The organism is Nonomuraea sp. NPDC049152 (genome assembly GCF_040648355.1).
GTDB lineage: Bacteria > Actinomycetota > Actinomycetes > Streptosporangiales > Streptosporangiaceae > Nonomuraea.
Map to the genome: position 1 here is coordinate 91,921 of NZ_JBEZDO010000023.1, position 11,997 is coordinate 103,917.

An 11,997-nucleotide genomic window follows, 5' to 3' on the forward strand; every position below is an offset into this window, starting at 1 on the left:
AATTACGGCACACTGATGTTGTGAAAAACGTGCACCCTTCGATTGAGCCAGGACACGAGCGCAGCACCCGCGCCCGTGTGGCGAGGCTTATCCTGGAGCACGGTCCCGTCGCGGCCGCGGCGCTCGGAGAGCGGCTCGGGCTCACCCCCGCAGCCGTCCGCCGCCACCTTGACGCGCTGCTCGCCGACGGGATGATCGAGCCCCGCACGACACGGCCGCGCGGACAGCGCGGACGCGGGCGACCGGCCAAGCTGTTCGCCATCACCGATGCGGGGCGCAGTGCTTTCGAGCACGCCTATGACGATCTCGCGGGGAGCGCGCTACGCTTCCTGGCCGAGCGCATGGGTGAGGAAGCGGTGACCGAGTTCGCCCGCTCGCAGGTCAAGGGCCTGCTACAGCGGCTTGAGCCGGTCATGCGGACAGTGCCGGTAGACCAGCGCGTCGAGGTGCTGGCCCAGGCGCTGTCGGCGGACGGTTACGCCGCCTCGGCCACCAAGGCCAAGTCGGGCGGCGACCAGCTCTGCCAGCATCACTGCCCGGTGGCGCACGCGGCAGCGGAGTTCCCGCAGCTGTGTGAGGCCGAGACAGAGGCGTTCGCGCAGCTGCTCGGCACCCCCGTGCAACGCCTGGCCACCATCGCACACGGTGACGGGGTCTGCACCACACACGTCAGTCCCGTTCGCATAAGAGAGAGCAAGGAGACCGGAAGGTGACTGTCACCGACCGCCCGGAGCTGGAAGGCCTCGGGAATTACAAGTTCGGCTGGTCCGACTCTGACGCCGCGGGCGCCGTGGCCAAGCGCGGCCTGTCCGAAGAGGTCGTCCGCAACATCTCCGCGCTCAAGAACGAGCCGGAGTGGATGCTCGACCTTCGCCTGAAGGGCCTCCGGCTGTTCGGGAAGAAGCCGCTGCCCACCTGGGGCTCCGACCTCACCGGCATCGACTTCGACAACATCAAGTACTTCGTGCGCTCCACCGAGAAGCAGGCCGCTTCCTGGGACGAGCTGCCCGCCGACATCAAGAACACCTACGACAAGCTCGGCATCCCCGAGGCGGAGAAGCAGCGCCTCATCGCCGGTGTCGCCGCCCAGTACGAGTCCGAGGTCGTCTACCACAAGATCCGTGAGGACCTCGAGGAGAAGGGCGTCATCTTCGTCGACACCGACACGGGCCTGAAGGAGCACGAGGAGCTCTTCAAGGAGTACTTCGGCTCGGTCATCCCCGTGGGCGACAACAAGTTCGCCGCGCTCAACACCTCCGTGTGGTCGGGTGGCTCGTTCATCTACGTGCCGCCGAACGTCGAGGTCGAGATCCCGCTGCAGGCCTACTTCCGGATCAACACCGAGAACATGGGCCAGTTCGAGCGGACCCTGATCATCGTGGACGAGAACAGCTACGTCCACTACGTCGAGGGCTGCACCGCGCCGATCTACTCCAGCGACTCGCTGCACTCCGCGGTCGTCGAGATCATCGTGAAGAAGAACGCCCGCTGCCGTTACACGACCATCCAGAACTGGTCGAACAACGTCTACAACCTGGTCACCAAGCGCGCCGTGGCGTACGAGGGCGCGACCATGGAGTGGATCGACGGCAACATCGGCTCCAAGGTCACGATGAAGTACCCGGCCGTCTACCTGATGGGCGAGCACGCCAAGGGTGAGACGCTGAGCGTCGCCTTCGCCGGCGAGGGCCAGCATCAGGACGCGGGCTCCAAGATGGTCCACCTGGCGCCCAACACCTCCTCGACCGTGATCTCCAAGTCGGTGGCGCGCGGCGGCGGCCGCACCTCCTACCGCGGGCTCGTCCAGATCGAGGAGGGCGCCCACGGCTCCGCCTCGACCGTCAAGTGCGACGCGCTCCTCGTCGACCAGATCAGCCGCTCCGACACCTACCCCTACGTCGACGTCCGCGAGGACGACGTCTCGATGGGTCACGAGGCCACGGTCTCCAAGGTCAGCGAGGACCAGCTGTTCTACCTCATGAGCCGCGGGCTCGACGAGGACGAGGCGATGGCGATGATCGTGCGCGGCTTCGTCGAGCCGATCGCGCGCGAGCTCCCCATGGAGTACGCCCTCGAGCTGAACCGCCTGATCGAGCTGCAGATGGAAGGAGCCGTCGGCTGATGGGCCTGAACGAGAAGCCCCTGTCGACCCTGCACGAGAAGTCGTCCTACGACCTGGCCGACTTCGCGGTGCCGACCGGGCGCGAGGAGCAGTGGCGCTTCACGCCCCTCTCGCGCCTGAAGGGCCTGCACAACGGCACCGCGGAGGTGACCGGGCAGGTCGTCACCCAGGCGTTCACGCCAGCGGGCGTGACCGCCGAGTGGGTCGGCCGCGACGACGCGAGGGTCGGCAAGGCCTACGCCCCCGTCGACAGGGTGAGCGCGCAGGCCTACAGCTCCTTCGAGAAGGCTCTGGTCGTCACCGTGCCGAAGGAGGCCGTCCCGGCCGAGCCGATCCAGATCGAGGTGCGCGGCGGCGGCGTCGAAGGCGCCGCCTACGGCCACATCGTGGTCAGGGTCGAGCCGATGGCCGAGGCCGTCGTCGTCATCGACCATCAGGGCAGCGCGGTCTACGCCGACAACGTCGAGTTCGTCGTGGGCGACGGCGCCACCCTCAAGGTCATCAGCCTGCAGGACTGGGCCGACGACGCCGTCCACGTCTCCCACCACCACGCCCAGCTCGCCAAGGACGCCACCTTCCGCGGCTTCGTGGTCACCCTGGGCGGCGACCTCGTACGGCTGTCGCCCAGCGTCGCCTACACAGGGCCGGGCGGCGACGCCGACCTGTCCGGCATCTACTTCGTCGACACCGGTCAGCACCTGGAGCACCGCCTGCTGGTCGACCACTCGCAGCCCAACTGCAAGAGCAACGTCGACTACCGCGGCGCGCTGCAGGGCGAGGACGCGCACGCCGTCTGGATCGGCGACGTGATCATCAGGGTCGAGGCCGAGGGCACCGACACCTACGAGCTCAACCGCAACCTGATCCTGACCGACGGCGCCCGCGCCGACTCGGTGCCCAACCTCGAGATCCTCACCGGCGAGGTCGCGGGCGCGGGTCACGCCTCCGCCTCCGGCCGCCTGGACGACGAGCACATCTTCTACCTCCAGGCTCGCGGCATCCCCTACGACCAGGCCCGCAGGCTGGTCATCAGGGGCTTCCTGGGCCAGCTGGTGGAGAAGATCGCCCTTCCCGAGCTGCGCGAGCGCGTACTGGCCAAGGTCGAGGCGGAGCTCGAGAAGTGACATTCAAGAAGGTCTGCAGGATCAGCGACATCCCTGACGGAGGTGTCGTCGGCGTCGAGGTGGACGACACCCCCGTGGCGCTGGTCCGCAAGGGCGAGGAGGTCTTCGCCCTGCACGACGTGTGTTCGCACGCCGAGGTGAAGCTCAGCGAGGGTGAGGTCTACGACGGGACCCTCGAGTGCTGGCTGCACGGCTCGTGCTTCGATGTGCGCTCGGGCAAGCCCACAGGCCCGCCCGCCACCAAGCCCGTGAACGTTTACCGAGTGAAGATCGACGGCGACGACGTCCTCGTCTCGCTCTCGAAGGAGTCATAACAGTGTCCACCCTTGAGATTCGTGATCTGCAGGTCTCCGTCGCCGACAAGGAGATCCTGCGCGGGGTCAACCTGACCGTGAAGGCGGGCGAGACCCACGCCATCATGGGTCCGAACGGCTCGGGCAAGTCCACCCTCGCCTACGCGATCGCCGGTCACCCCAAGTACACGATCACCGGCGGTCAGGTCCTGCTCGACGGCGTCGACCTGCTGGAGCTGTCGGTCGACGAGCGCGCCCGCGCCGGCCTGTTCCTCGCCATGCAGTACCCGGTCGAGGTGCCAGGCGTCAGCGTGTCCAACTTCCTCCGTTCGGCCGTCACCGCCGTGCGCGGCGAGGCGCCGAAGCTGCGTGAGTTCAGCAAGGACCTGAAGTCCGGCATGGACTCCCTGGCCATCGACCCCGCCTTCGCCACCCGCAACGTCAACGAGGGCTTCTCCGGCGGTGAGAAGAAGCGCCACGAGATCCTCCAGCTGGAGCTGCTCAAGCCGAAGATCGCCGTCCTCGACGAGACCGACTCCGGCCTCGACGTCGACGCCCTGCGCGTGGTGTCCGAGGGCATCAACCGCTTCCGCGCCTCCGGCGAGACCGGCGTGCTGCTCATCACCCACTACACCCGCATCCTGCGCTACGTGAAGCCTGACTTCGTGCACGTCTTCGCCGCCGGCAAGATCGTCGAGGAGGGTGGGCCCGAGCTCGCCGAGAAGCTCGAAGCCGAGGGCTACGAGCAGTACACGAAGGTGTCGGCGTAATGAACCCGGAGCGAACCCGACGCAGTGAGCGGAGTGGAGCCGCGAGGAACGAGCGGGTCCGCGAAGCGAATGAGGAGTGGTGAGCGACCAATGAACGGAGTGTTCGACGTGGAGAGGGTCAGGAAGGATTTCCCTGTCCTCTCCCGCGAGCTGTCCGGCGGGCGCCCGCTCGTCTACCTCGACTCGGGCAACTCCTCGCAGAAGCCGACGCAGGTCATCGAGACCATGCGCGACCACTTCGCGATGCACTACAGCAACGTGGGGCGGGCCCACCACGCGCTCGGCACCGAGTCGACCGAGGCGTACGAGGCGGCGCGCGACAAGGTCGCCGCATTCGTGAAGGCGCCCAGCCGTGACGAGATCGTGTTCACCAAGAACGCCTCCGAGGCGCTCAACCTGGTGGCCTACTCCTTCGGCAACCGCACCAACACCGACCCCCGCTTCGCCCTCGGCCCCGGTGACGAGATCGTCATCTCCGAGATGGAGCACCACTCCAACATCGTGCCTTGGCAGATGCTGGTGCAGCGCACGGGCGCGACGCTCAAGTGGTTCGGCGTGACCGACGACGGCAGGATCGACCTGGCCGACGGCGTCATCACCGAGCGCACGAAGATCGTTTCCGTCGCCCACCAGTCGAACGTGCTCGGCACCGTCAACCCGGTCGCCGAGATCGCGCGCCGCGCCCACGAGGTGGGCGCGCTGGTGATGCTCGACTCCTCCCAGTCGGTGCCGCACCACCCGGTCGACGTGGCCGGGCTCGACGTCGACTTCGTGGCCTTCACCGGCCACAAGATGCTCGGTCCTTCCGGCATCGGCGTCCTGTGGGGGCGCGCGGAGCTGCTCGAGGCCATGCCGCCGTTCCTCGGCGGGGGCGAGATGATCGAGGCGGTCTGGATGGACCACTCGACCTACGCGCCCATCCCGCACAAGTTCGAGGCGGGCACGCCGCCGATCGTCGAGGCCATCGGGCTCGGCGCGGCGGTCGACTACCTCGAAGGCGTCGGCATGGCGGCCATCGAGGCGCACGAGCGCGAGCTGACGGCCTACGCGCTGGAGGCGCTCGCCGAGGTGCCCACACTGCGGGTCATCGGCCCTACCTCGACCGATGGCAGGGGCGCGACGGTGTCCTTCACGCTGGAGGGCATACACCCGCACGATGTTGGGCAGATCCTCGATGACCGGTTCGGTGTCGCCGTACGGGTCGGACACCACTGCGCGCGGCCGCTCCATCTGAGGTTCGGAATACCCGCGACCACGCGGGCGTCGTTCTACCTGTACAACACCACGAGCGAGATAGACGCCCTGGTCAGGGGTCTCCACCACGTGCAGAAGGTGTTCGCCTGAGATGATCGCCGAGTCGATGTACCAGGAGCTGATCCTGGAGCACTACAAGCACCCGCAGGGGCGGGGGCTGCGTGAGCCGTACGACGCCGAGGTCCACCACGTGAACCCGACGTGCGGCGACGAGATCACGCTCAGGGTCAGGGTCGGCGACGGCGGCAAGATCGAGGACGTCTCCTACGACGGGCAGGGCTGCTCCATCAGCCAGGCCGCGGCCTCCGTGCTGCACGAGCTGGCCACCGGCTCGACGGTCGAGGCCTCGCTCTCGGTCGTGGACGAGTTCACCAGGCTGATGCAGGGCAGGGGCCAGGTGGAGGCCGACGAGGACGTCCTCGGCGACGCGGTCGCCTTCGCGGGCGTGGCCAAGTTCCCCGCGCGCGTCAAGTGCGCGCTGCTGTCCTGGATGGCCTACAAGGACGCTGTTGTGAGGAGCGCATAGATGAGCAAGCCCGTGGAGACGCCTACGACGGCGTTCGACGGTGAGGCGACCGTCGAGGAGGTCATGGAGGCGCTCAGGGACGTCGTCGACCCCGAACTCGGGATCAACGTCGTCGACCTGGGGCTCGTCTACGGCCTCAACCTCGACCCCGTCGACGGTGGCCAGCCCGTGGCCACCATCGACATGACGCTGACCAGCGCGGCCTGCCCGCTGACCGACGTCATCGAGGACCAGGCCCACTCGGCTCTCGAGGGCATGGTCTCCGATGTGAAGATCAACTGGGTGTGGCTGCCGCCGTGGGGCCCCGACAAGATCACCGATGACGGACGTGACCAGCTGCGTATGCTAGGATTCAACGTCTGAACTTTTCGCTGCACGGCTGGCGATTTGCAGCGCCAGCCGTTTCAGCATGCCAGGGTTCCGGAAGGTCCGGGCCCCGCGCGGGAATATCCCCATTCTCCCGCGTGTTGGCAACACGTGCACCTGACGCACCATTGTGCGTGAACGCCGCCTGCGGCCGGCTCATTGGGTGCGCGTAGACGGGCCGAAGCTAGTGGCCCAGTCCCCACCCCGAGGGCGTAAGAGACGCCCTGTACACGGCTCGTCCTTTCGCAGAAGTGACGCGCCCACTCTGACTGAAAGGCACGACTTCGTGACCATGCTCGACGCTGCCATGCCCGAAACCTCCATCGAGGAGCAGGGCGTTCCGGAGTTCGAGCTGCTTGGCCTGCCCAAGCCGCTCATCACCGGTCTGTCAAGGCAGGGCATCGACAGCCCGTTCCCCATCCAGACCGCCACGATCCCCGACGTGCTGGCCGGCCATGACGTTCTCGGCCGGGGCCAGACGGGCTCCGGCAAGACCCTCGCCTTCGGCCTGCCCACGATGGCGCGCATCGCGGGCGTCAAGCCCACCCCCAAGCGCCCCCGCGCGATGATCCTCGTCCCCACCCGCGAGCTCGCGCTGCAGGTGCACGACGCCCTCGAGCCCCTCGGCCGCGGCCTCGGCCTGCGCATGAAGGTCGTCGTCGGCGGCATGTCCATGGGCAAGCAGGTCGAGGCCCTGCGCAGGGGCGTCGACGTCATCATCGCGACGCCTGGCCGCCTGGGCGACCTGATGCGCCAGGGCGAGTGCTCGCTCGACTCCATCGAGGTCAGCGTCCTCGACGAGGCCGACCACATGTGCGACCTCGGCTTCTTCCCCGTCGTGTCGGAGCTGCTCGCGCAGACGCCCGCCGACGGCCAGCGGCTGCTGTTCTCGGCCACGCTCGACGGCGACGTCGACAAGCTGGTGCGGCGCTTCCTCAAGGACCCGATCACGCACTCCATCGCTCCCGCGACCTCCCCGGTCGACACCATGGAGCACCACGTGATCCAGGTGACGCGCGACGACAAGTTCGACGTCACCGCCGAGATCGCCAACCGTGAGGGTCGCACGATCATCTTCGTCCGCACCCAGCACGGAGTCGACCGGCTGTGCAAGCAGCTGGCCCGCGTCGGCGTCAAGGCCGGCGGCCTGCACGGCGGCAAGCGCCAGAACCAGCGCACGCGCATCCTGGCGGAGTTCAAGGAGGGCCAGGTCGACGTCCTGGTCTGCACCGACGTCGCGGCCCGCGGCATCCACGTCGACGGCATCAGCCTGGTGCTCCACGTCGACCCGCCGCAGGACCACAAGAGCTACCTGCACAGGGGCGGCCGCACCGCGCGCGCCGGCGAGAAGGGCACCGTGGTGACCCTCGTCCTGCCGAACGAGCGCCGCTCCACCGACGCGCTGACCCGCCGCGCCGGCATCCACCCGTTCAGGCTGAAGGCCGTGCCGGGCAACGACCGCATCGCCGAGGTGACGGGCGCCCGCGCCCCCAGCGGCGAGTCCATCCCCGTGTGGGAGCCCGACGTTCGCAAGCCGCTGCGTCCGCGCCGCGAGGGCGCGGGTCACGGCGGTGAGCGCCGTGGCCGTCGTCGTGACTTCGGCGACGACCGTCGTCCCCGCCGTCACGACGGCGAGGACCGGCGTCCGCAGCGCGACGCCGACGGCGAGCGCGGCCCCCGAGGCGACTTCGGTGGCGAGCGCCGCCCGCACCGCTCCTTCGACGGCGACCGCCGTCCGCGCCAGAACGACGGCGGCTCGGCCGAGCCGCGCACGTTCGGCGAGGGCAGGCCGTCCTACCGAGACAGGGGTCAGGGCGGCCAGCGCTCGGACGAGCGCGGCGGCTTCAGGTCCGACGACCGTGCGCCCCGCTCGGGTGGCTTCGGCTCCGACGACCGCGCGCCCCGCTCCGGCGGCTACCGTGACGACCGGGCTCCCCGTCAGGGCGGCGGCTACCGCTCCGACGACCGCGGCCGTCCCTTCTCCAGCGACCGCGGCCCCTTCTCCAGCGACCGCGGCGCCCGCCCCGCGGCCGGCTACCGCTCCGACGACCGCGGCGACTCCAGGGGTCGCCCGTTCTCGGCCAACCGCGACGACAGGGGGCCGCGCGGCGGCTTCCGCTCCGACGACCGCGGCAACGGCGGCTACCGCTCCGACCGTGGCAACTCGGGCCGTCGCTTCGGCCGCTGACCCATCCTCGTCGCTGCCCGCCCTGCCCCGCCTTCCGGCGAGGTACGGCGGGCAGCGCCGTTTCCGGAGGTTCGGCTCGTGTTCACACCGGCGCGATAGTCTCGTCGAGGCCGCATACTGGCGCAATCGGAGATCTCGTGACTGAGCTGCTTTCCAACCCCGTCAAGCACTACGACTGGGGTTCCCGCACCGCCATCGCCACGCTGACGGGGCGTCCCTCGCCCTCGCCGGAGCCCGAGGCGGAGATGTGGCTCGGCGCCCACCCCTCGGGCCCCTCCCTGCTCGCCGGGCGAGGCGTCACCCTCGACCGGGCGATCGCCGCCGACCCCGAGGGCGAGCTGGGCGGCGAGACGGTGGCCAGGTTCGGCGCGCGGCTGCCGTACCTGCTGAAGCTGATCGCGGTCGACAGGGTGCTGTCGCTGCAGGTGCACCCCTCGGCCGAGCAGGCCGAGGCGGGTCACGCGCGCGGCGCCTACGTCGACGCCTACCCCAAGCCCGAGCTGGTCTGCGCGCTGACGCCGTTCAGCGGCCTGGCGGGCTTCCGCGCGCCCGGCGAGGCGGCGCGGCTGCTGGAGGCGCTCGAGGTGTCGGAGCTGCGGCCGGTCGTCGACCTGCTGGACGCGGGCGAGCCCGCGGGCGCGCTGCGGCTGCTGCTGGAGTGGCCGGAGCGCAAGGCGCTGGTCGAGGCCGTCGTGGCGGCGGCCGGGCGGCTCGGCCACGACCTCGTGCTCCGCCTGGCCGAGCAGTACCCCGACGACCCGGCCGTCCTGGCGCCGCTGCTGATGAACAGGCACGACCTGATGCCGGGAGAGGCGCTGTTCCTCGGCGCGGGGGTGCTCCACTGCTACCTGAGCGGCTTCGGCGTGGAGATCATGGGCGGCTCCGACAACGTCCTGCGCGCGGGGCTGACCCCCAAGCCGATCGACGTGGACGAGCTGCTGCGGATCACCGACTTCGCCGCCCAGCCGCTGCGGGTCGAGCTTGCGGACGGGCTCTACACCGTGCCCGTCCCCGAGTTCGCGCTCGGCCGCGCGCAGGCGCCCGACGACAGGCTGGAAGGCGGCGTGCCGCGCGTGTTCGTCTGCGTCGAGGGCGAGGTCGCCGTCGACGGGCAGGTGCTGCGGGCGGGCGAGTCGGCGTTCGTGCCGGGCTCGCAGGGCGCCTTCGAGGTGCGCGGCCCCGGCATCGTCTACTGGGCGCAGCCATCTCGGGTGGCGGACGTTCCCGCTGCCGAGGTCTGAGGGCCGATAGGCTGGTAGCTGCATGTCAACCGAGCGACGAGAGAGATCATGAAGACCTTCGATGAGCTGTTCGCCGAGCTGTCCGAGAAGGCGCGCACCCGGCCCGCGGGCTCGGGCACCGTGGCCGCGCTGGACGCCGGCGTCCATGCCATCGGCAAGAAGGTCGTCGAGGAGGCAGCCGAGAGCTGGATGGCCGCCGAGCACGAATCCGACGACCGCGCCGCCGAGGAGATCTCGCAGCTGCTCTACCACGTGCAGTGCCTCATGATCGCCCGCGGCATCGGGCTTGACCAGGTCTACAAGTACCTCTGAAAGGTTCGTCCACGATGCTACGGCTGGCCGTACCCAACAAGGGCGCCCTCAACGAGGCCGCCGCCACCATGCTGAAGGAAGCCGGATACCGCACCAGGAAGGACAGCAAGGAGCTCGTCGTCGTCGACGCCGACAACTCCTGCGAGCTGTTCTTCCTGCGTCCGCGCGACATCGCCGTCTACGTCGGCGAGGGCACGCTCGACGCCGGGATCACCGGCCGCGACATGCTGTACGACTCGGGCGCGCCGGTGGAGGAGGTGCTGCCGCTCGGCTTCGGCGGCTCCACCTTCCGCCTGGCCACCAAGTCGGGCACCATGTCCACCGTGCAGGACCTCAACGGTCTGCGCATCGCCACCTCCTACGCGGGGCTGCTGGAGAAGTACCTGTCCGAGAGCGGGGTCGACGCCCGCGTCATCAAGCTCGACGGCGCGGTCGAGACCGCCATCCGCCTGGGCGTCGCCGACGCCGTGGCCGACGTGGTCGAGACCGGCACCACGCTGCGCAACGTCGGCCTCGAGGTGTTCGGCGAGCCGATCATGCGCTCGGAGGCCGTGCTGATCAGGCACGAGGGCTCCGCGGAGACGCAGGGGATGCAGCAGCTCGTGCGCCGCCTGCAGGGCGTCATCCACGCCCGCGACTACGTGATGATGGACTACGACATCCGCGCCGAGCAGATCGAGCAGGCCAGCGCGATCACTCCTGGCATGGAGGGTCCCACCATCTCGCCGCTGCACCGCGAGGGCTGGGTCGCCGTCCGCACGATGGTGCCCCGCAAGGGCCACCAGCAGGTGATGGACCAGCTCTGGGAGATCGGCGCGCGCGCCATCCTGGTCACCGACATCTACGCCTGCAGGATCTAGCCGCCCGCGCACACCGCCGGGCGCGCCCGCCACGCGTGGCGGGCGCGCGAGGTCCGCCGTTCGCCTGACAAATGTCACGGCGATCACCGGAAGGACGGCACTGCCCCCCTCCCTGCCGCGCTTCTAGCGTTGAGCACATGAACGCCATCGAGTTCGACCAGGTCAGCAAGGGCTACGGGGACGTCCTCGCCGTCGACGACCTGTCCCTCACCATCGCGCAGGGCTCGACGGTCGCCCTGCTCGGCCCCAACGGCGCCGGCAAGTCCACCTCCATCAACATGCTGCTCGGCCTGCTGCGCCCCACCTCGGGCACGATCGGTGTCTTCGGCCGCACCCCCGACGCGGCCGTGGCCGCGGGCGACCTCGGCGCGATGCTCCAGGACGGCACGCTCATCCCCGACCTGACCGTCAGGGAACTGGTCGACCTCGTCCGGCGGCTCTACCCCGACCCCATGGGCCTCGACGAGATCCTTCAGCTGGCCGACCTCACCGACCTGGTGAAGCGGCGGGCGGACAAGCTGTCGGGCGGGCAGACGCAGCGCGTGCGGTTCGCCCTCGCCATCGCGGGAGCGCCCAGGATCCTGCTGCTCGACGAGCCCACCGCCGCCATGGACGTGGAGTCGCGGCTGCGGTTCTGGGCCGGGATGCGAGACTACGCGGCCGGCGGCCGTACCGTGTTGTTCGCCACCCACTACATGGAAGAGGCCGACGAGAACGCCGACCGGGTGATCGTCATCGCCAGGGGCAGGGTGGTGGCCGACGGGACCGCCGCCCAGATCAAGGCCCTCCGCTCCCGAAGGTGGCCCCAGCCCCAAAGTAGCGATGAGTTAGATCACGGTTGCGATTCGTGGTCGTCACGAATCCCGCGTACCGGGGCGTAGGGGGTGTTCCCCGTTCGATCGTGTTGCCCTGTTCTCGGGGGTCGGTCGGGCGAATGGAGC

General features: G+C 69.4%; 13 protein-coding genes. All 13 read left to right on the forward strand.

Going from position 1 to position 11,997, the window contains the following annotated elements; translation table 11 throughout:
- Positions 1-20 precede the first annotated feature (20 nt).
- The 13 genes from AB0B45_RS34435 (at position 21) to AB0B45_RS34495 (ending at position 11,937) form a co-directional block, all read left to right on the forward strand.
- A complete protein-coding gene (locus tag AB0B45_RS34435; RefSeq protein WP_358139126.1) occupies positions 21-713 on the forward strand; it encodes a metalloregulator ArsR/SmtB family transcription factor in 693 nt (230 codons plus the stop codon).
- Positions 710-2,122 carry a Fe-S cluster assembly protein SufB gene (gene sufB, locus AB0B45_RS34440; protein ID WP_358139129.1) on the forward strand — a complete coding sequence of 471 codons (1,413 nt, stop codon included), beginning with the start codon at positions 710-712 and terminating at the stop codon, positions 2,120-2,122. Before AB0B45_RS34435 ends, sufB begins: the two co-directional genes overlap by 4 nt.
- Entirely contained in the window at positions 2,122-3,246 is a 1,125-nt protein-coding gene (gene sufD, locus AB0B45_RS34445; RefSeq protein WP_358139132.1) for a Fe-S cluster assembly protein SufD, read from the forward strand. The genes sufB and sufD overlap by 1 nt, the downstream gene beginning before the upstream one ends.
- Positions 3,243-3,560, forward strand: a complete 318-nt coding sequence (locus tag AB0B45_RS34450; protein ID WP_358139135.1) for a non-heme iron oxygenase ferredoxin subunit — start codon at positions 3,243-3,245, stop codon at positions 3,558-3,560. The genes sufD and AB0B45_RS34450 overlap by 4 nt, the downstream gene beginning before the upstream one ends.
- A gap of 2 nt (positions 3,561-3,562) precedes the next feature.
- Positions 3,563-4,309, forward strand: a complete 747-nt coding sequence (gene sufC / locus AB0B45_RS34455) for a Fe-S cluster assembly ATPase SufC (protein ID WP_358139138.1) — start codon at positions 3,563-3,565, stop codon at positions 4,307-4,309.
- 90 nt (positions 4,310-4,399) lie between these two features.
- Complete coding sequence (locus tag AB0B45_RS34460) at positions 4,400-5,653, forward strand: cysteine desulfurase (protein WP_358139140.1); 1,254 nt, start codon at positions 4,400-4,402, stop codon at positions 5,651-5,653.
- Position 5,654: 1 nt separating this feature from the next.
- Positions 5,655-6,089 (forward strand): Fe-S cluster assembly sulfur transfer protein SufU, encoded by a 435-nt coding sequence (gene sufU, locus AB0B45_RS34465; RefSeq protein WP_358139143.1) that lies wholly within the window; start codon positions 5,655-5,657, stop codon positions 6,087-6,089.
- Positions 6,090-6,452 carry a metal-sulfur cluster assembly factor gene (locus tag AB0B45_RS34470; protein ID WP_358139145.1) on the forward strand — a complete coding sequence of 121 codons (363 nt, stop codon included), beginning with the start codon at positions 6,090-6,092 and terminating at the stop codon, positions 6,450-6,452. It abuts the gene before it with no gap.
- A 310-nt stretch (positions 6,453-6,762) separates the two neighbouring features.
- Positions 6,763-8,643, forward strand: coding sequence for a DEAD/DEAH box helicase (locus tag AB0B45_RS34475; RefSeq protein ID WP_358139147.1), 1,881 nt, complete (start codon positions 6,763-6,765; stop codon positions 8,641-8,643).
- A gap of 137 nt (positions 8,644-8,780) precedes the next feature.
- Entirely contained in the window at positions 8,781-9,884 is a 1,104-nt protein-coding gene (manA, locus tag AB0B45_RS34480) for a mannose-6-phosphate isomerase, class I (RefSeq protein WP_358139150.1), read from the forward strand.
- Between the two features lie 48 nt (positions 9,885-9,932).
- Entirely contained in the window at positions 9,933-10,196 is a 264-nt protein-coding gene (locus AB0B45_RS34485; RefSeq protein ID WP_358139153.1) for a phosphoribosyl-ATP diphosphatase, read from the forward strand.
- A 14-nt stretch (positions 10,197-10,210) separates the two neighbouring features.
- Positions 10,211-11,056: an ATP phosphoribosyltransferase gene (gene hisG, locus AB0B45_RS34490; RefSeq protein ID WP_358139156.1), complete on the forward strand. Its 846-nt coding sequence runs from the start codon at positions 10,211-10,213 to the stop codon at positions 11,054-11,056.
- 137 nt (positions 11,057-11,193) lie between these two features.
- The gene (locus AB0B45_RS34495; RefSeq protein ID WP_358139159.1) at positions 11,194-11,937 is read left to right on the forward strand and encodes an ABC transporter ATP-binding protein; all 744 of its coding nucleotides are present in this window, start codon (positions 11,194-11,196) and stop codon (positions 11,935-11,937) included.
- Positions 11,938-11,997: the final 60 nt, after the last annotated feature.